The following is a 17429-nucleotide window of genomic DNA, read 5'->3' as shown; positions in this document are numbered from 1 at the left end:
TTGCCCATTGTCGAGCAGCGCCTGACGCGCTAAGGTTCCGCTCCCCGACGCGCTTAAATCCGCTGTGCTCCGCCGCGCGGGGATCGCTGGCGGCCGGCACCCGTGACCTGACGAGTAAACGATGGCTGATTTACCGATCAACGACCTAAACGTCGCCTCTAACGAGACCCTGATCACACCTGATCAGCTCAAGCGTGATATCCCTCTGAGCGACGCCGCCCTGCGCACCGTCACCAAGGGCCGCGAAGTCATTCGCAACATTCTTGATGGCACCGACCACCGTCTGTTCGTAGTGATCGGCCCGTGCTCGATCCACGACATCAAGGCTGCCCACGAATACGCCGAGCGCCTGAAGGTGCTGGCCGCGGAAGTCTCCGACACCTTGTATCTGGTCATGCGCGTGTATTTCGAAAAGCCGCGGACCACCGTCGGCTGGAAAGGCCTGATCAACGATCCGTATCTGGACGACTCGTTCAAGATCCAGGACGGTCTGCACATCGGTCGTCAGTTGCTGCTGGACCTGGCTGAAAAAGGCCTGCCGACCGCGACCGAAGCCCTCGACCCGATCTCCCCGCAGTATCTGCAGGACCTGATCAGCTGGTCGGCCATCGGCGCGCGTACCACCGAATCCCAGACTCACCGTGAAATGGCTTCCGGCCTGTCCTCGGCAGTCGGTTTCAAGAACGGCACCGATGGCGGCCTGACCGTAGCGATCAACGCCTTGCAGTCGGTCTCCAGCCCGCACCGTTTCCTGGGGATCAACCAGGAAGGTGGCGTGTCGATCGTCACTACCAAAGGCAACGCTTACGGCCACGTGGTGCTGCGTGGCGGCAATGGCAAGCCGAACTACGACTCGGTCAGCGTTGCGCTGTGCGAGCAGGCGTTGAACAAGGCGAAGATCAAGCCGAACATCATGGTCGACTGCAGCCACGCCAACTCCAACAAGGATCCGGCCCTGCAACCGCTGGTGATGGAAAACGTCGCCAACCAGATCCTCGAAGGCAACCAGTCGATCATCGGCCTGATGGTCGAGAGTCACTTGAACTGGGGCTGCCAGGCGATTCCGAAAGACCTCGCCGATCTGCAATACGGCGTGTCGATCACCGATGCCTGCATCGACTGGTCCGCCACCGAAAACACCCTGCGCAGCATGCACGCCAAGCTCAAGGATGTTCTGCCAAAACGCCAGCGCAGCTGATACGCGTTTTACAGGCATAAAAAAACGCCGGGCATTGCCCGGCGTTTTTGTGTGCGCGATTCAGATCTTTGCGGCGCGGCGCTGGTGACGCTCCATGTAACGCTCGACGTAGGAGCAGGATGGAATCACCGTGTAGCCCATTTCTTCGGCATATTGCAGCGCGCTTTCCGTCAGCGCCGCCGCAATGCCACGACCGCGCAAGGCGTTGGGCACGAACGTGCGATAGATATCCAGGGTCTGTTTCCCCAGATCCATATAGGTCAGGTAGGCACGATGACCGTCCACATTGGTCTCGAACTGATGACCAGCCTGGTCATGGTGGATGGACAACGCCTCGCTCATCACTACTCCTCGCGGGTCTTGGATTCTGACCCCTACCTTACCGATGTTTTTCCGGCGAAGGAACATCTACGCCACCCCGTGCCTGATCGACACCGAGAAGAGACACACCGATCTCGTACAACCGAGCACCTGATAAATAGTAGGCACCATTGGCAAAATTGCTCAAGATACGCTCGTCATCAAGCGGGTTGACGCGGGTTGCTCCGATGGACGCAGGGACGGTTTGGGAGAAGATCTTCCCGGGCCGCTTACCTGAACATTGCCGGATGTTGAGACTTAAGACGTGCAACCTTTTTTAAAGTCACCTCAACATGGACAAAGATAAGCGAAGCAGCACGCAAGATCGGAACAAAAGTGTGGACGAATTCATCTAGAAAGACTTTAGCCAACACTGCAAAAACAACACGCCATGACGGGAACTTTTTCTGTTTGACTCGCTCAGTGCGGGGCTTGTAGCTGGCTGTTTTTTAAACAGGCCAGTTAAAAGTTGCTCGAAAAAGAATCAGCGCCTACAATTTTTTTTGCTTCTTGCCTTACGTCAGTTTACTTACTACAAGTAATGGGTAGTATGTACGCCGGCTATTTCCTCAATCGGAGGAGACAGCCACTTAATTGAAAGTCCTTGAAGGGGAACACGATGAACAACGTTCTGAAATTCTCTGCTCTGGCTCTGGCCGCAGTTCTGGCTACCGGTTGCAGCAGCGCATCGAAAGAAACCGAAGCACGTCTGACCGCTACTGAAGACGCAGCTGCTCGCTCCCAGGCTCGTGCAGACGAAGCTTACCGTAAAGCTGATGAAGCTCTGGCTGCTGCTCAAAAAGCACAACAGACTGCTGACGAAGCTAACGAGCGTGCTCTGCGCATGCTGGAAAAAGCTAGCCGCAAGTAATAGTCCTTCGGGATTGTTATCAAGCCGACCCATATTTTGGGTCGGCTTTTTTGTGCCGGATACTTTTGTCCGGACAATAAAAAACCCGCCGACGCTCACGCATCGGCGGGTTCTTTGTTTGAGCTTACTGCTGCAGATCGATCGGGGCGCTGGAGACCATCGGCGCCGAGGTGCCAGGCGTACCGATTTCGGTTGGCAGGCCATCTTCGGCTGCGACTACATCGCGCACCACATCCCAATTCATGCGCAGGTTGTTGGTGATGTCTTCACGCTTGAGCATCGCGTTGATCACCGCCGTGTGCTTGTCGACCACTGACGGATTGCCTTTGTCGTCGATCGGCGTGTGCGCTTCCAGATAGACCTTGCCGCCACTGCGACCGAACTTGTACGCATCATTGAGGATGCGCACCGAAGTCCCGACCGGCACCATGCCGGCCATTTCCAGCACGTTGTTGTTGAACATGCGGAAGCAACCGTGGCTGGTGCGCATGCCAATGCCGAACTTCTTGTTCGAACCGTGGATCAGGTAACCCGGCGTGCCCAGGGTGAACTTGAACGGGCCCAGCGGGTTGTCAGGACCGGCCGGCACCACGTTTGGCAGCGGATCACCATCAGCGGCGTGTTCAGCCTTGATCGACGCTGGAGGCGTCCAGGTCGGATTGGGGGTTTTGGCGGTGATGGTGGTGTGCGCGATCGGCGAACCCCAACCTTCACGCCCGATACCCAGCGGGAAGGTGTACACCACGTTCCGGCCTTTGGGGTAGTAATAGAGACGGTATTCGGCAAGGTTGATGACGATACCTTCACGCGGGCCCGGCGGCAGAATGAAACGCGTCGGCAGAACGATCTCGGTACCGGCACCTGGCAGCCAGGCATCGACGCCCGGGTTGGCCGCGACCATTTCCGAATAGCCCAGATCGTAGGTGGTGCCCAGATCGGCGAAGGTGTCTTCGTACTTGGCTTTGATCACTTGCACCTGGCCGACGATGTCTTCACCGGGTGGTGGCAAGGGAAGCTCCAATGCAGCAACGGGACCGGCCACACACAGGGCGGCAAGTGACAGGCAGCGGGTGACGGCAGGAAAGCGCGGCAACATCCGGAAAATCCTTCGCGTGATCAACAAGGGTATAAGAGCGCGATTGTACACCGCACTTGGAATATTCGGGGAGACAGGCCGATAGACCGTGCCTGCGCTCTTTTTATCTTAGAGCTCGAAACGCAACTCGGGCCAGATCGGCGAAGTGCCACGCTTCTGCGACTCAAGAATCGCCCGGCACAGCGAGCACAGCCGCTGGTCCTGAAAGACCCGGCGATCCACGCTCGACCAGCGCGGTTGCGCCGGCAGCAGGCTGCCGCACAAGGTGCGATCGGCCGAGCCACCGAGTTCGAGTTGACGTGTCACCAGATGCACCCGCACTTCCTGGCAGGCGAACAGATCCAGCTGCTCGTCAGGCTCGATCAGTTGATAGGCAAAAAGGGACCAGGCAGAACGCGACATCGGGGCCTCCGATTAAGGGGGCGCCACATTAGCCGAAAGCCTGCCGCTAGAAAAGCCTCAAAGCAGCGGTTTCAGCGTCGGCCAGACATTTTCCAGCAACTTGCCTTGAGCCCCGGCCGCCGGGTGCAGACCATCGGCCTGCATCAGGTCCGGATGACCGCCCACGCCGTCGAGGAAAAACGGCACCAGCGGGATTTTCTTGTCGTCGGCGAGTTTGCCGTAAACCTCGGCGAAAGCATCGGTGTAGCGCTTGCCATAGTTGGGCGGCAACTGCATGCCCAGCAGCAGCACCTTCGCGCCGCTTTGTCGCGAACTGTCGATCATCGCCGCAAGGTTTTGTTGCAATTGCGTTGGCGGCATTCCGCGCAGGCCATCATTGCCGCCCAGTTCGAGGATGACCAGATCAGGCTTATGCTCTGCAAGCAGCGCGGGCAGCCGCGCCAGGCCTCCGGCACTGGTGTCGCCACTGATGGAGGCATTGACCACTTTATCGTCGAAACCCTCCTGTTCAAGCCGTTGCTCAAGCAACGACACCCACCCCAAACGGGTATCCAGGCCGAAACCGGCGCTGATACTATCGCCAACGATCAGGACAGTACCCGCCGCTGCGTTCTGGGCCATGCACATCAAGGCCAGGCCAGCACTCAAAAACCACACTCGCATCGGATTCTCCATGGGCGCAAGCATTCTCACCGCGAAGAACCTCAGCAAAGTGGTTTCCAGCGCGGAAGGTGAACTGACTATCCTGCACGAACTCAGCCTGGAACTGAACAAGGGCGACAGCCTGGCCATCGTTGGCGCGTCCGGTTCCGGCAAATCCACCCTCCTGGGCCTGCTCGCCGGACTCGACCTGCCCAGCAGCGGCGAAGTCACGCTGGCCGGCCAGGACCTGAGCGGTCTCGACGAAGACCAGCGCGCGCGCATTCGTGCCGAGCACGTTGGTTTCGTCTTTCAGTCATTCCAATTGCTCGACAGCCTCAATGCCCTGGAAAACGTCATGTTGCCGCTGGAGCTTGATGGCCGCAAAGACGCCCGTGAGCGCGCCACCCAATTGCTGCAACGGGTCGGCCTCGGCCAGCGCCTGACGCACTCTCCGCGCCAATTGTCCGGTGGCGAGCAACAACGTGTGGCGATTGCCCGGGCGTTTGCTGCCGAACCTGACGTGTTGTTCGCCGATGAACCCACCGGCAACCTCGATAGCCACACCGGCGAACGCATCAGCGACTTGCTGTTCGAATTGAACAAGGAACGCGGCACCACCCTGGTGCTGGTGACCCACGACGAACGCCTGGCCCATCGCTGCCGGCGCCTGATCCGTCTTGAAGCCGGGCTGTTGGTCGCCCCCCTGGAGCCTTGATGGCACGTCTGCCGCTGTTGCGTCTGTTCAGCCTCGCCATCCGCCAACTGCTGCGCGATGCCCGCGCCGGAGAATTGCGGGTATTGTTCTTCGCCTTGGTCGTGGCGGTGGCGGCGAGTACCGCCATCGGGTATTTCGGCGCTCGCCTCAACGGCGCCATGATGTTGCGTGCCACCGAGTTTCTCGGCGCAGACCTGGTGCTTGAAGGCAGCTCGCCGGCCCGTGAGGAGCAGATCAGGAGCGGCGCCGAACTGCGTCTGAACCATGCGCAAGTGGTGGAGTTCTCCAGCGTCATCGCCACCGACAACGGCATTCAGTTGTCGAGTATCAAAGCGGTTGATCGCGCTTATCCATTGCGCGGCGAACTGAAAAGCGCACCGGCGCCCTTCGCCACTGAAGAGACCGGTGGCGAACCACAACCGGGCGAAGCCTGGGTCGAGGCACGTCTGCTGACTGCGCTGGATCTGAAGATCGGCGACAGCATCGATGTCGGTTCGAAGACATTGAAGCTGACCCGGGTGCTGACCTACGAGCCGGATCGCGCCGGCAACTTCTACAGCCTGACGCCACGGGTGCTGATCAATCTCGACGATCTTGCCGCCACCGCAGTGGTGCAGCCCGGCAGTCGGGTGAGCTACCGCGAACTGTGGCGCGGCGAGCCGCAAGCGCTGGAAACCTATCGACAGTTGATCAAACCGGGGCTCGCGGCGAACCAGCGGATTCAGGATGCCCGCGACGGCAACCGACAGATTGGTGGCGCGTTGGGCAAAGCCGAACGCTATCTGAACATGGCCAGCTTGGTCGCGGTGTTGCTGGCCGGGGTGGCCGTCGCTCTGTCGGCAAATCGCTTCGCCAGCCGTCGTTTCGATGCCAGTGCGTTGCTGCGTTGCCTCGGCTTGTCACGCCGCGAAACCATGGTGTTGTTCAGCCTGCAACTGACGGTACTTGGTCTGCTCGCCAGCCTCAGCGGCGCTTTGCTTGGCTGGTTGGCACAGTTGGGTTTGTTTGCGCTGTTGCATGATCTGTTGCCGAGTGATGTGCCACCGGGCGGCCTGTTTCCGGCCATCGCCGGGATCGGCACCGGGTTGGTGGCGCTGGCAGGTTTCGCCCTGCCGCCGCTCGCCGCGCTGGGTCGTGTACCGCCATTGCGCGTGCTACGCCGCGACATGCTGCCGATCCCATCGAGTACCTGGATGGTTTACGGTGCCGCTTTGGGCGCTCTAGGTCTGATCATGTGGCGCCTGAGCCTTGATCTGCTGCTGACGTTCGCACTGCTCGGCGGTGGCGTCGTCGCTGCGCTGGTGCTGGGTGGCCTGCTGCTGTTGTTGCTGCAAAGCCTGCGTCGGATGCTCGCCCGTGCATCGTTGCCGTGGCGTCTTGGCCTCGGCCAACTGTTGCGCCATCCGCTGGCCGCAGCGGGTCAATCGCTGGCCTTCGGTTTGATTTTGTTGTCCATGGCGCTGATCGCGCTGTTGCGTGGCGAACTGCTCGACACCTGGCAAAACCAGTTGCCAAAAAACGCGCCAAACTACTTTGCCCTGAATATTTTGCCGGCGGACAAGCAGGCTTTCACCGATCACCTGATCAAGGTGTCTGCGCAAGCGGCGCCGCTGTACCCGGTCGTGCCGGGGCGGCTGATCAGCATCAACGGTGAGCCGGTGCAGCAAATCGTCAGCAAGGATTCTGCCGGCGACCGCGCGGTGCAACGTGACCTCAGCCTGACTTGGGCCGCGGATATGCCCGCCGGCAACAAACTGACCGCCGGATCGTGGTGGACCGACCAGCCAACCGGTGATGTACCGGGTGTGTCAGTGGAAGGCAAAGTTGCCGAGAGCCTCAAGCTCAAGCTGGGCGATCACATGGTGTTCAGTGTTGGCGGAGTCAATCGCGAAGCGAAAGTCACCAGCCTGCGCGATATCAACTGGGACAACTTCCAGCCGAACTTCTTCATGATCTTCCAGCCCGGCACATTGAAAGATCTGCCGGCGACCTACCTGACCAGTTTCTATCTGGCCGCGGGTCACGACCAGCAGATCGTCGAGCTGTCGCGCGCCTTCCCGGCGGTGACCATCCTTCAGGTCGAAGCCTTGCTTGAACAGCTGCGCAGCATCCTCGCCCAAGTCACCCTGGCGGTGGAATACGTGCTGTTGTTTGTCCTGGCGGCGGGCATGGCCGTGCTGTTTTCCGGGTTGCAAGCGACGCTGGATGAACGCATTCGCCAAGGCGCGCTCCTGCGTGCATTGGGTGCGGAGCGGCAATTGCTGATCAAGGCCCGGCGCATCGAGTTCGGCCTGCTCGGCGCGGTCAGCGGTTTGCTCGCGGCAATTGGCTCGGAAGTGGTGAGTCTGGTGCTGTATCGCTACGCGTTCGATCTGCCGTGGCATCCGCATCCGTGGCTGCTGGTGCTACCGCTGATTGGCGCAGTGCTGATTGGCGGCGCTGGCGTGTTCGGCACGCGCCGGGCACTCAACGCAAGTCCGCTGACAGTGTTGCGCGAGGGTTGATAGACTCAAGCGCTCGTCACCACAAGAAGTTGCCATGAGCCGTTATCGCCCTCCCCGCACCGCCGGCACCGCGCTGATCACCCCTGAAGGTGAAGCGCGGATGCGCGCCGAATTCCATGAGTTGTGGCACGTGCGCCGCCCACAAGTGACGCAATCGGTCAGTGAGGCGGCGGCTCAGGGGGATCGCTCGGAAAACGCTGAATACACCTACGGCAAGAAGATGCTGCGCGAAATCGACAGTCGTGTGCGCTTCCTCACCAAACGCCTGGAAGCACTCAAGGTTGTCAGCGAAAAACCCAGCGATCCGAACAAGGTCTACTTCGGCGCCTGGGTCACCATCGAGGACGAAGACGGCAAGCAATCGCGCTACCGCATCGTTGGCCCTGATGAACTGGATCTGAAGCTGGGCCTGATCAGCATTGATTCGCCGTTGGCCCGCGCCTTGATTGGCAAGGCGCTGGATGCCGAAGTGCGCGTGCAAACCCCGACCGGCGAACAATGCGTTTACATCGTGGCGATCGATTACCCGTAATCAGCGACGGGTAATCAGCCCCTGCCGCGCGACACGCACCAGTTGCCTGATCATTTCAGAGGCCTCTTCCTGACTCGGTGACTGAATCACCGCCAGATCGAAACTGTCACTGGCAAAACGCGTCAGCGACTCGCCGTCCTCAACGAACTGGATCAGGAACGCGGCAGGACCGCCGCTGCGCCGTGGCCAGCCGTCGAGATAACGCAACAGCGTCGGCTGATGTTTACCGCCAAGGAGGATTTTTGGATTGCGCTGGGTGATATGTGCCGTGATCGGCGCGGGACGTGCTGGAGGGCGTAATGCATTCATTGGTCGTGTCTCTGCCTCAAAAGTCTGCATGGCAGGTGAGAGGCAACACCGAACCAGCGCTTTAGCGGTATTTCGAAGCCCTGTTCCGGCTTCTGACGGTGACTGATCGAGTCACCTGGCGCCCCGCAAGTAGCTGTTTAAATCGGCGCATGGGCAACATCCTAGAGAACGTGACCGATCAGTGTCAAGAATCAGCCACAACAAAAAAAGGCCCGCACAATGCGGGCCTTTTGCTTGAGCCAGAGCGGTCAACCGGCGATGGCGCGGTCCACCGATAGCTTGCCGGCGCCCTCGATCAGTACCGCGAGGCTGCCACCGAGCAAAGCCAGGGCGAACTCGTAACCGTTGTTGGCCATGAACAGACCGTTGCTGATGTGCACGGTGAAAATCGCCACCAGCGACAAGACGGTCAAACCCAAGGCTGCCGGACGAACCAGCAGGCCGATGATCAGCGCCAGGCCAGCGAAAAACTCGGTACCACCCGACAGAACGGCCATGGCATAACCCGGCGTCAGACCCAGGCTCTCCATGTACTGCGCAGTGCCGGCAAGTCCATATCCACCGAACATTCCGAAGAGTTTTTGTGCGCCATGTGCGGCGAAGATCACCCCGACTACGATGCGCAGGATGGTCAGGCCGTAACCAGCGCGGGTGAACAGTACCTTGTTGATCAGAGAGCTCATGCTGCGTTCCTTGTTTTGCGAAAGTGTGTGTGGGTTGGCCGCTATATTAATCAGTTATTTTCATGTTTAAAGCGCAAATATTTCGCCATAACAATCGATTTATTTGATTATTTCCGTGAGACAACTTTCTGTCCACCGGGCTCCAACGACTCCCGCTCCCGATCGAACGCCAAGTAATACTTGTTCACGCTATTAACATAGCTGACGGCCCCCATTCCCACCTGCTCCATGGCAATACGCTCGACCTGAAAGAACCACTGGTTGGGATTGAGTCCACGGCGCCGGGCTTCGGCGCGCATGCCTTGCACTCGCTCAGGGCCGATGTTGTAGGCCGCCAGCGTAAACGCCATGCGTTCGCGCTCGTTAAGTTTGGGGCTGTTGAAGAACTTGCGACGGATCAGCGCCAGGTACTTGGCCCCGGCCTGCACGTTTGCATCGAGATTCTGGATATTGTTCACGCCGACGCGCTGGGCGGCGGATGGCGTGATCTGCATCAGCCCGGTCGGGCCACTGCCGCTGCGGGCGTTGGGTTGCAGTGCCGATTCCTTGAACGCCAGCGCCGCCAGATTCAACCAATCCATATTTTGTGCAGCAGCGTGTTTTTGCAGGGTCGGGCGCAGTTTTTCCAGACGCTGACGATCGGCCTTGGCCAATGGATAGTGAACCTGATAAAGCCGGCGATAAATACGCAGAAACGCCGCGTCTTCGTTCGCCGGTTTCTTGTAACCGCTGAGGAAGCGGTCGACGCTGGCCCGCAACATCGACGCATCACGGCGCACGAACCAGTTTTCCTCACCCGGCTCACTGATCACCAGTTGTCGATCAACACGCAGCTTGGGCAGGATCTTGCCCCAACGCTCGGCAATCGGCAGTTCAACGACGGTCAGGTGAAAAATGCCGCCCTGAACCATCTCCAGCACATCCTCGACGGCCAGCGTCGGATCGACCCACTCGATCTTGATCGGCGCGAGTTTGTGCAGTGCCAGTTTTTGATTGAGCTGACTGATCGCCTCCCCTGCTGCGCTGCCGGTGGGCAACGCGAGGGTTTTACCGGCGAGTTGCTCGACCTTGGTGTAGCGCCGCTGGCCTTTGATGCCCACCAGCACCAACGGCACGTTGCTGGCGATAGGTTCACTGCTGGCCACCGCATAACCCGGTTGCAGTTCGAGCAATTCCCCGGGCGCCACCAGGTCACCTTCCCCACGCTGCAACGCGCCGAGCAGTTGATCCTTGGCTTTGGGAATGATCTTGAGGGTAATTTCCTGGCCATCCCGGGAGTGGCCATTGAGGTATTGCTCGAAGGCACGCAGGCGATGGTATTCGACGCCGATGGCCTGGCCCTGGACTTCACCGGAACTGTTACGGCTCTGGTTGACCAGCACCCGCAACACGCGGCTGCTGCGAATCTGCGAAAGATCGCGGACTTTGGCGGCGGGCACGGCTTGTAGCGGCCCGGGCAGACGCGCAACCGCCGTCATTGGCAGTAGCAACGATGCACACAACAGCAGCAAAACCGAGGGACGAATCATCCACTCTCCGGAAAGGATACGGGGCAAAATCACCGCGCAACGGTTGAAATCACCGACGAAAACAGAGCGCCTGGTGCGCTGGCAACGTGCGAGAGACTGGCACAGTGCTGGCATTACTGCCAACCCAAGCTGTTTCGCGGCATCAAAAGACAGCGATAACTCTTTGTAGTTCTTGGCTTTTCTTATGAATCTACAGCTCTGGTATGCTTTCCGGCCTTCGGCCCGAGGTAGCAACCATGCAACTCATCGATATCGGCGTCAACCTGACCAACCCAAGTTTCGCCGACAAATACCAAGCCGTACTCGACCGCGCCTATGCCGCCGGGGTCTGCCAACTGGTGCTGACCGGCACCAGCGTCGAGGGGAGCGAGCAGGCGCTGGAGCTCTGCCAGCAGCTGGATGAAAGCGGTCAACGACTGTTCGCCACCGCCGGGATTCACCCGCATTCGGCCAGTGACTGGAACGCTGACAGCGCCCGACGCCTGCGCAGTTTGCTGAAGGAATCCAATGTGGTCGCGGTGGGTGAATGCGGGCTGGATTTCAACCGCGATTTCTCGCCGCGCCCGCAGCAGGAAAAAGTCCTCGAAGAGCATCTGGCACTGGCCGTTGACCTGCAATTGCCGGTGTTCTTGCACGAGCGCGATGCCAGTCAGCGCCTGCTGGAGATTCTCAAGGATTTCCGCGATCAACTGCCCGCCGCCGTGGTGCATTGCTTCACCGGCGAACAAAAGGCGTTATTCAGCTATCTCGACCTGGATCTGCACATCGGCATTACCGGCTGGATCTGTGACGAGCGCCGAGGCACGCATCTGCATCCGCTGGTCAAGGAGATCAAGCGCGGGCGGCTGATGCTCGAAAGTGACGCGCCGTATTTGCTGCCACGCACCCTGCGACCGAAACCGAAGAACGGACGCAATGAGCCGGCGTATCTGACTGAGGTGTTGCGTGAGGTGGCGTTGCATCGGGGTGAGACCGAGGAAGATCTGGCGGCGCACACGACCGCTTGCAGCCGGGCATTTTTTGGTCTCCCTGAATTGGCCTGAACATCTTTTTCTTTCACCACCGGATCTGTTGACCCACATCAAATCGGCCCCCCTGCATAGAGGCACAATGCTGGCACCTTGCCAAAACTGTTTCCGCTATCAGAGAAGACCTCCATGGGTGCCTGGCTTAGCAACATCTCGCTGAAATACAAATTCTGGGCGGTCAACGCGGTCGCCTTCGTCACCACCCTGCTGCTGGTGCTATATGCCGTTCAACTCGAACAGCAGGCGCGCAGCCACGCGGCCCAATCGTCGGCGCAAACTCAGGCGCAGTTGCTCAAGGCCTGGCCTGCCGGGCAACCGCTGCCCAAGGCCGAGCAAGTGCTGACGTTTAAACGCGGCGAAGTACCGCGCCTCAATGATCAGCCGCTGCTGGAGATCACCGAAAGCAATGGCTGGCATGCGATCAATCACCTGCCATTGTTCGGCGACAACCTGCTGATCGGCGCCGAAGTTTTCAGCCGCGCCGACGGTCAGCAAGTCGCGGTCGTCACTTATGGCCCCAGCCTCACTCAAGTGTTCGGGGAGCGCTTCGCCAATTACGCGGTGGCGGTGTTCATCCTGATGCTTGCCATGCTTGGCGCTTCGCAACTACTGATCCGCTTCCTGCTCAGCCAACTGAACACGTTGAAAGACGTGATGCTGCACGTTGAAAAAAGCGGCGACCTCTGCGCCCGCGTGCCGCTGGCCGGCAAGGACGAAGTCGGGCAAATGGCCAATGCGTTCAATGCGATGCAGGCCGGTTATCAGCGCGTCGTCACCACTGTCGCCAATACCGCACGGCAATTGGATGTCGGGGCTGCGCGCCTGGCGTCGAGCATGAACGAAGTGCGTCACGGCATGCTCGGCCAGCAGAGTGAAACCGATCAGGCGGCCACGGCGATCAACGAAATGACCGCCACCGTTTACCACATCGCCCAGCACGCCGGCGCCACCCGCGATCTGTCACAAACCGCCGATGCCCTCGCCGGCAGCGGCCAGCAAGTGGTGGCACGGGTTCAGCATTCGATTACCGGCCTGTCCAGCGGCGTGCAACAGACCGCGCAGATGATTCAACGGCTGGCCGAGGACAGCCAGAAGATCAACGGCGTGGTCGGCGTGATTCACAGCATCGCCGAACAAACCAATCTGCTCGCGCTCAACGCCGCCATCGAGGCGGCCCGCGCCGGTGAGATGGGCCGTGGGTTTGCGGTGGTCGCCGATGAAGTGCGCAACCTGGCCAAACGCGTGCAGACCTCCACCGACGAGATCACCAGCATGGTGTCGGCGTTGCAGGCCGGCACGCGTGATGCGGTAGATTTCATGCAGGAGAGTTCGTACAAGGCTGACGATTGTGTGCAGCAGGCGCAGGAAGCGGGCGAGGCACTGGCAGAGATCACCGGAGCAGTCGCGCAGATGCGTGAGAGCAACACGCAGATCGCCGTGGCGGCAGAGCAGCAAAGTCAGGTCGCCGAGGAGATGAATCGGGCGGTGGTGAGCATTCGCGATGTGACCGAGAACACCGTGCAGCAGACAGTGGATTCGGCGACAACCAGTAATGAGTTGGCGACGTTGGCGGGGGAACTGAGCAAAGCCATTGGACAGTTGAAACTCTGAGGGCCCATCGCGGGCAAGCCCGCTCCCACAGGGATCTTCAGCGGACGCAAATTATGTGAACACCGCTCAATCCTGTGGGAGCAGGCTTGCACGCGATGGCGTCAGCCCGGTCAATATCAATTCCTGCGATGAAGCCTATCGCGTTCATAGCCAAGCTTGATTCGCCGCCCTTCACGCCCCCGCCTATTCTTCACCCATGTGTTCAACACGGATCGAGGAGTAGCAGACATGGGCAAACGTCACCCCAACCTTCCCGCGTGGCAATGGCGCGCGCACCCGGGCAATCACCAGCATCCGACCCATCAGGTGCTGCACTTGATCGCAGTGCCGTTGTTCATCGTGGCGTTTCTGTTGATCGTTTCCGGCGTGTTCAGCCTGAGCCTGGTCAGCGTGGCCATCGGTGTGATTGGCATCGTCGCGGCGCTGGGTTTACAGCGCCACGGCCACCACCTGGAAGCGTGAGCGCCAGCGTCGGCATCGAGTCAGGCAAAGATCGTGACAGTCTGGCGACTCATGGCGATCAGTTCCCCTTGCGCGCTCCACAGCTTGGCGGCGACATGACCGTAACCGTCGGCGGCATACTCGATGTCTGCCAGATATTGGCACCAGTCCAGCGTACCCAAGTCGCGTAGCGGCTGAACGAATTCGATGGTCCAGGTCAACGTGCTGCCCGGCGCAGGCTTCTTCAGATACGGCAACAGCGCGGGTGGCCACGCATCCACCAGCGCCAGCAGATGCGCTTCACTGACCGGCTCTTCTTTCACATCCCCACGCAGACGTACCCATCCGCCCATCAGCCGCGATGAGGTGCCGGTGAACGGCATGCCGCCGGTAGTCCAGCGCATCGCCAGGTGGCGCATGAACTCCGGGGTCACGCCTTTGATGTACGGCAACTCCTGGCATTCGTCCCGGTGCTTCATTTGCGGCGCGGGATACGCTTCAACCGCTACCTCTGATGGTCGTGAGGCACCAAAGCTGCCCTGGACGATCGTCACCACCTGACCGTTCTGCATCGCCCGGCCCAGCACCTGGCTGACGGCTTTGCCTTCTCGCAGAACATCGACTTCGAATTGCACCGGCACTTCGGGCTCGACCGGGCCGACAAAGGTGATCGCCAGCGAACGCACCGGGCGATCCGCCGGCACCCTGGCGCGCATGGCCTCGAATTGCAGCGCAGCCACCAGGCCACCGAAACTCGCGCGGCCCTGACCCCATTCGGCGGGAATGGTCAGTTCCGGACCACGACGGACCGCATCAAGCAGATCGCTAAAGCGCATGGCAACCTCAAAAAACGAAAAATGAATGCGGGGATCTTAACCAGCCACGCAGAGCGCCGCAGCGTCTATTCCGGTCAAATGGGCAGACAGATAGGCCTTACACCGATTTCAAACCCAATGAAAAACCCTGTAGGAGATTGCGGGATTATTCGAAGCAGGTTGCGCTGAGCTTTTCGAGCACCCGATCTGCCTTGGCCTCAGACTTGATCATCGTTGCCTGCCAAGTCGCGACACACGGCTGAAGGTCCGCCTCCAGCTCGGCCCGCGCCAGCCACTGCCAGCAATCGTGCCAATCACCCAAGGCCCCTTGCGCGGACTTCAGCCGCTCCAGCGCTGACTCGGGCAAGCGATCCAGTTCGGGATAAGCTTCGATGCCATAACGCACACGCTTGATCAGCAGGCGCAGACGATGCCGGTCATGGGCCGGATCGTGCAGCGCTTCGTCGAGTTTTTCCCATTGTTTGCCGAGGCGTTTTTCGATGCGCTTGCCCAGACGCTTGAGCAGGCCCTGACGCTGCGAGGCACGCAAGAAGCGCGGAAAAGCGTCGAGGATCATCAGCAGCGAGGCCACTTCCTGGCTCGCCGCCAGCGCCGGGTAGGCTTCGGCCATCTGCGCCATGCGTCGCTGTGCGGCTTCGGGTTGATCGTGTTCGAGCAGATACGCCGCCAGCACCTCGCGATCACGCCACGGTGTGGTCAACTGACCGACCGCCGACGCTGCGTCTTCCAGTTGCTCGACACCCGGCAAGCCGCGCAACGGCCGCAACAGACTGCGCAAGCGTCTCACCGTGGTGCGCAGATCGTGCAGCGCCTCAGGGTCGGTACGCGCGGTGAGGCGCGCCTGACAGGCCAGCAATCGTACTTCCAGGCTCAGGACATGAGCCACCAAGCCGTCAACCAACGCAGACATCACTTGCTCCCTGATTCAAAAAGCCTGTCGACCGAGTCTGCAATGTCGCAGCCTCAGCCGACTTGTGCCAAGTCAGCAGCTTAGCGGCCGGCGCGGGATTCGCGAATATAGAAACGCGCCTTCTCGGCCTTGTTCGCACAGCCTTCGAAGCCTTCAAATTGTTGCTGGGTCTTGGCGGCCGTCAGCAATGACAGCGCTTTGGAATAACTCACGGTGCCGGCAAAGCCTTCGGCCTTGGCCAGGTCCAGCTCATGCCACGCGGTGTCGAGCTGGCTGCCGCAGCTGTCGCGGTAAGCGGTTTTACCGGCGCAACCGGCCAATGCCAGGGCCAACAACGGTACACAGATCCAGGCTTTCATCACTCACACCTCAAAGATAGGTCAACAGTCGTGCAGGTAAGACGATAAGGCTGCGGAAAAGTGCCTTGCCGCCCCATGAATAGGCGATGGCCAGAGGATAGCGCCGAGTGGTCAAACAGTATAAAAAAAACGACGTCATCGGCGCGCTGAACGACCTCGGCGATTGAGCCCTCTGCCCGATGGGTGCATTGTGCAACCTTGTCGGGAGGAAGTTTGATGAAAAAGCGTGTCGCACTGGTGCTGGGCTCCGGTGGCGCCCGGGGTTACGCCCATATCGGAGTCATTGAAGAGATCGAACGACGCGGTTATGACATCGCCTGTATTGCCGGTTGTTCGATGGGCGCGGTGGTTGGCGGGATCTACGCCGCCGGCAAGCTCGATGAATACAAGAACTGGATCGAAAGCCTGGATTACCTCGACGTACTGCGCCTGGTGGACGTGAGTTTCCGCCTCGGCGCGATTCGCGGAGAAAAGGTCTTCGGTCAGATCCGCAAGATCGTCGGCGATATCAACATTGAAGACCTGCGTATCCCTTATACCGCGGTCGCGGCCGACCTCACCAACCAGCAGGAAATCTGGTTTCAGGAAGGCTGTCTGCATCAGGCCATGCGCGCCTCGGCGGCGATTCCCAGCCTGTTCACCCCGGTGATGCAAGGCAACCGGATGCTGGTTGACGGCGGGATTCTCAACCCGCTGCCGATCGTGCCAGTGGTGTCGAGTCATTGCGATCTGATCATCGCGGTCAATCTCAACTCGACCAACCAGCGGCATTACAAGCTACCGGTGATCCAGCGCCCGCCTGCCTTCCGCTCGCGGTTCGACAGCCTGATCAATTCGCTCGGTTCAAAGATGCCTTTCCGTCGCACCCAGGCCGAGAAGATGTTGAAACTGGAGCAGGAAGCGCTGCGCGCGCAGGCCGCTGAAATCAATCCCTGGATTGAAGGCGCCGAACCGGAAAACCAGCAACCGGCAGCCGCCCCGGAGCGTGAAGGCGCACCGAAATCCGCAACCGGTTCATTCATCATCGATAACGTGGGACCGGCGTCATTGCTGGACTTGATCAACCAGAGTTTCGAGGTGATGCAGACCTCGTTGGCGCAGTACAAAATTGCAGGGTATCCGCCGGACATCCTGATCAACGTGCCGAAGCGGGTGTGCCGGTTTTTCGAGTTTTACAAGGCGCCGGAGTTGATCGCGCTGGGAAGGGAAATTGCGCGGGATACCTTGGATCGGTATGAAGAGGAGCAAAACAGAGAACCCTGAAATTCTCTGCTGAATGCCAGGCCCTCATCGCTGGCAAGCCAGCTCCCACTTTGGTCTGTGTGAAACACAGTTCTCATCCACACCCGAGAAACCGGGGGGGGAGTCCTGAAATTCTCTGCTGAATGCCAGGCCCTCATCGC

General features: G+C 59.8%; 18 protein-coding genes and 1 pseudogene. 9 read left to right on the top strand and 10 right to left on the bottom strand.

Going from position 1 to position 17429, the window contains the following annotated elements; genetic code table 11:
* Positions 1 to 121: 121 nt before the first annotated feature.
* Entirely contained in the window at positions 122 to 1198 is a 1077-nt protein-coding gene (locus H8B20_RS08910) for a 3-deoxy-7-phosphoheptulonate synthase (RefSeq protein WP_042560279.1), read from the top strand.
* Positions 1199 to 1258: 60 nt separating this feature from the next.
* On the opposite strand, the gene H8B20_RS08905 is transcribed toward H8B20_RS08910, so the two are convergent.
* The gene (locus tag H8B20_RS08905; protein WP_003226804.1) at positions 1259 to 1540 is read right to left on the bottom strand and encodes a GNAT family N-acetyltransferase; all 282 of its coding nucleotides are present in this window, start codon (positions 1538 to 1540) and stop codon (positions 1259 to 1261) included.
* Positions 1541 to 2177: 637 nt separating this feature from the next.
* Here H8B20_RS08905 and oprI point away from each other — a divergent pair.
* Positions 2178 to 2429 (top strand): outer membrane lipoprotei OprI, encoded by a 252-nt coding sequence (gene oprI, locus H8B20_RS08900; RefSeq protein ID WP_003183784.1) that lies wholly within the window; start codon positions 2178 to 2180, stop codon positions 2427 to 2429.
* A gap of 124 nt (positions 2430 to 2553) precedes the next feature.
* Here oprI and H8B20_RS08895 read toward each other — a convergent pair whose 3' ends face one another.
* The 3 genes from H8B20_RS08895 to H8B20_RS08885 all read right to left on the bottom strand — a co-directional run bounded on the left by H8B20_RS08895 (position 2554) and on the right by H8B20_RS08885 (position 4590).
* On the bottom strand, positions 2554 to 3525 hold the full coding sequence (locus H8B20_RS08895; RefSeq protein ID WP_042560280.1) for a L,D-transpeptidase family protein: 972 nt from the start codon (positions 3523 to 3525) through the stop codon (positions 2554 to 2556).
* Between the two features lie 108 nt (positions 3526 to 3633).
* Entirely contained in the window at positions 3634 to 3927 is a 294-nt protein-coding gene (locus H8B20_RS08890; RefSeq protein WP_007908575.1) for a hypothetical protein, read from the bottom strand.
* Between the two features lie 57 nt (positions 3928 to 3984).
* Complete coding sequence (locus H8B20_RS08885; RefSeq protein WP_210622886.1) at positions 3985 to 4590, bottom strand: arylesterase; 606 nt, start codon at positions 4588 to 4590, stop codon at positions 3985 to 3987.
* Positions 4591 to 4600: 10 nt separating this feature from the next.
* Between H8B20_RS08885 and H8B20_RS08880 the strand changes: the two genes are divergently transcribed.
* Genes H8B20_RS08880 through greB form a run of 3 tightly spaced genes read left to right on the top strand, consistent with a single transcriptional unit; the run spans position 4601 to position 8320 of the window.
* On the top strand, positions 4601 to 5284 hold the full coding sequence (locus H8B20_RS08880) for an ABC transporter ATP-binding protein (protein ID WP_042560282.1): 684 nt from the start codon (positions 4601 to 4603) through the stop codon (positions 5282 to 5284).
* Positions 5284 to 7788, top strand: a complete 2505-nt coding sequence (locus H8B20_RS08875) for an ABC transporter permease (protein ID WP_210622885.1) — start codon at positions 5284 to 5286, stop codon at positions 7786 to 7788. The genes H8B20_RS08880 and H8B20_RS08875 overlap by 1 nt, the downstream gene beginning before the upstream one ends.
* 34 nt (positions 7789 to 7822) lie before the next feature.
* Positions 7823 to 8320 (top strand): transcription elongation factor GreB, encoded by a 498-nt coding sequence (greB, locus tag H8B20_RS08870; RefSeq protein WP_025113125.1) that lies wholly within the window; start codon positions 7823 to 7825, stop codon positions 8318 to 8320.
* Here the strand turns inward: greB and H8B20_RS08865 are convergent, their stop codons facing one another.
* From H8B20_RS08865 to H8B20_RS08855, 3 genes are all read right to left on the bottom strand, one after another.
* Positions 8321 to 8629 carry a class I SAM-dependent methyltransferase gene (locus H8B20_RS08865; protein ID WP_150686776.1) on the bottom strand — a complete coding sequence of 103 codons (309 nt, stop codon included), beginning with the start codon at positions 8627 to 8629 and terminating at the stop codon, positions 8321 to 8323.
* A gap of 248 nt (positions 8630 to 8877) precedes the next feature.
* On the bottom strand, positions 8878 to 9312 hold the full coding sequence (locus tag H8B20_RS08860; protein ID WP_047302390.1) for a DoxX family protein: 435 nt from the start codon (positions 9310 to 9312) through the stop codon (positions 8878 to 8880).
* 107 nt (positions 9313 to 9419) lie between these two features.
* Complete coding sequence (locus H8B20_RS08855; RefSeq protein WP_210622884.1) at positions 9420 to 10841, bottom strand: MltF family protein; 1422 nt, start codon at positions 10839 to 10841, stop codon at positions 9420 to 9422.
* Between the two features lie 236 nt (positions 10842 to 11077).
* On the opposite strand from H8B20_RS08855, the gene H8B20_RS08850 reads away from it, so the two are divergent.
* From H8B20_RS08850 to H8B20_RS08840, 3 genes and pseudogenes are all read left to right on the top strand, one after another.
* Positions 11078 to 11884, top strand: coding sequence for a TatD family hydrolase (locus tag H8B20_RS08850; RefSeq protein WP_210622883.1), 807 nt, complete (start codon positions 11078 to 11080; stop codon positions 11882 to 11884).
* Positions 11885 to 11998: 114 nt separating this feature from the next.
* Positions 11999 to 13480 (top strand): methyl-accepting chemotaxis protein, encoded by a 1482-nt coding sequence (locus H8B20_RS08845; protein WP_210622882.1) that lies wholly within the window; start codon positions 11999 to 12001, stop codon positions 13478 to 13480.
* 228 nt (positions 13481 to 13708) lie between these two features.
* Positions 13709 to 13939 (top strand): annotated as a pseudogene (locus tag H8B20_RS08840) (terminase); the annotation flags it as partial.
* 23 nt (positions 13940 to 13962) lie between these two features.
* On the opposite strand, the gene H8B20_RS08835 reads toward H8B20_RS08840, so the two are convergent.
* The 3 genes from H8B20_RS08835 to H8B20_RS08825 form a co-directional block, all read right to left on the bottom strand.
* Positions 13963 to 14757 carry an acyl-CoA thioesterase gene (locus H8B20_RS08835; protein ID WP_210622881.1) on the bottom strand — a complete coding sequence of 265 codons (795 nt, stop codon included), beginning with the start codon at positions 14755 to 14757 and terminating at the stop codon, positions 13963 to 13965.
* Between the two features lie 145 nt (positions 14758 to 14902).
* A complete protein-coding gene (locus tag H8B20_RS08830; RefSeq protein WP_210622880.1) occupies positions 14903 to 15667 on the bottom strand; it encodes a CHAD domain-containing protein in 765 nt (254 codons plus the stop codon).
* 80 nt (positions 15668 to 15747) lie between these two features.
* Positions 15748 to 16026: a hypothetical protein gene (locus H8B20_RS08825; protein ID WP_042560325.1), complete on the bottom strand. Its 279-nt coding sequence runs from the start codon at positions 16024 to 16026 to the stop codon at positions 15748 to 15750.
* Between the two features lie 216 nt (positions 16027 to 16242).
* On the opposite strand from H8B20_RS08825, the gene H8B20_RS08820 reads away from it, so the two are divergent.
* Positions 16243 to 17289, top strand: a complete 1047-nt coding sequence (locus H8B20_RS08820) for a patatin-like phospholipase family protein (protein ID WP_042560326.1) — start codon at positions 16243 to 16245, stop codon at positions 17287 to 17289.
* Positions 17290 to 17429 lie beyond the last annotated feature (140 nt).

It is taken from the genome of Pseudomonas sp. P42 (assembly GCF_017973755.1).
GTDB classification, from domain to species: Bacteria; Pseudomonadota; Gammaproteobacteria; order Pseudomonadales; family Pseudomonadaceae; genus Aquipseudomonas; species Aquipseudomonas iridis.
Note: the sequence above shows the minus strand (reverse complement) of the source record. Positions and strands in the feature narration are given on the sequence as shown.

Bases quoted from the DNA above. Each gene is read 5' to 3' on its own strand.
- H8B20_RS08860 (WP_047302390.1), bottom strand. From the start codon at position 9,312: ATGAGCTCTCTGATCAACAAGGTACTGTTCACCCGCGCTGGTTACGGC.
- H8B20_RS08880 (WP_042560282.1), top strand. From the start codon at position 4,601: ATGGGCGCAAGCATTCTCACCGCGAAGAACCTCAGCAAAGTGGTTTCC.
- oprI (WP_003183784.1), top strand. From the start codon at position 2,178: ATGAACAACGTTCTGAAATTCTCTGCTCTGGCTCTGGCCGCAGTTCTG.
- H8B20_RS08825 (WP_042560325.1), bottom strand. From the start codon at position 16,026: ATGAAAGCCTGGATCTGTGTACCGTTGTTGGCCCTGGCATTGGCCGGT.
- H8B20_RS08905 (WP_003226804.1), bottom strand. From the start codon at position 1,540: ATGAGCGAGGCGTTGTCCATCCACCATGACCAGGCTGGTCATCAGTTC.
- H8B20_RS08890 (WP_007908575.1), bottom strand. From the start codon at position 3,927: ATGTCGCGTTCTGCCTGGTCCCTTTTTGCCTATCAACTGATCGAGCCT.
- H8B20_RS08855 (WP_210622884.1), bottom strand. From the start codon at position 10,841: ATGATTCGTCCCTCGGTTTTGCTGCTGTTGTGTGCATCGTTGCTACTG.
- H8B20_RS08820 (WP_042560326.1), top strand. From the start codon at position 16,243: ATGAAAAAGCGTGTCGCACTGGTGCTGGGCTCCGGTGGCGCCCGGGGT.
- H8B20_RS08875 (WP_210622885.1), top strand. From the start codon at position 5,284: ATGGCACGTCTGCCGCTGTTGCGTCTGTTCAGCCTCGCCATCCGCCAA.
- H8B20_RS08910 (WP_042560279.1), top strand. From the start codon at position 122: ATGGCTGATTTACCGATCAACGACCTAAACGTCGCCTCTAACGAGACC.
- H8B20_RS08835 (WP_210622881.1), bottom strand. From the start codon at position 14,757: ATGCGCTTTAGCGATCTGCTTGATGCGGTCCGTCGTGGTCCGGAACTG.
- H8B20_RS08845 (WP_210622882.1), top strand. From the start codon at position 11,999: ATGGGTGCCTGGCTTAGCAACATCTCGCTGAAATACAAATTCTGGGCG.
- H8B20_RS08830 (WP_210622880.1), bottom strand. From the start codon at position 15,667: ATGTCTGCGTTGGTTGACGGCTTGGTGGCTCATGTCCTGAGCCTGGAA.
- H8B20_RS08850 (WP_210622883.1), top strand. From the start codon at position 11,078: ATGCAACTCATCGATATCGGCGTCAACCTGACCAACCCAAGTTTCGCC.
- H8B20_RS08885 (WP_210622886.1), bottom strand. From the start codon at position 4,590: ATGCGAGTGTGGTTTTTGAGTGCTGGCCTGGCCTTGATGTGCATGGCC.
- greB (WP_025113125.1), top strand. From the start codon at position 7,823: ATGAGCCGTTATCGCCCTCCCCGCACCGCCGGCACCGCGCTGATCACC.
- H8B20_RS08895 (WP_042560280.1), bottom strand. From the start codon at position 3,525: ATGTTGCCGCGCTTTCCTGCCGTCACCCGCTGCCTGTCACTTGCCGCC.
- H8B20_RS08865 (WP_150686776.1), bottom strand. From the start codon at position 8,629: ATGAATGCATTACGCCCTCCAGCACGTCCCGCGCCGATCACGGCACAT.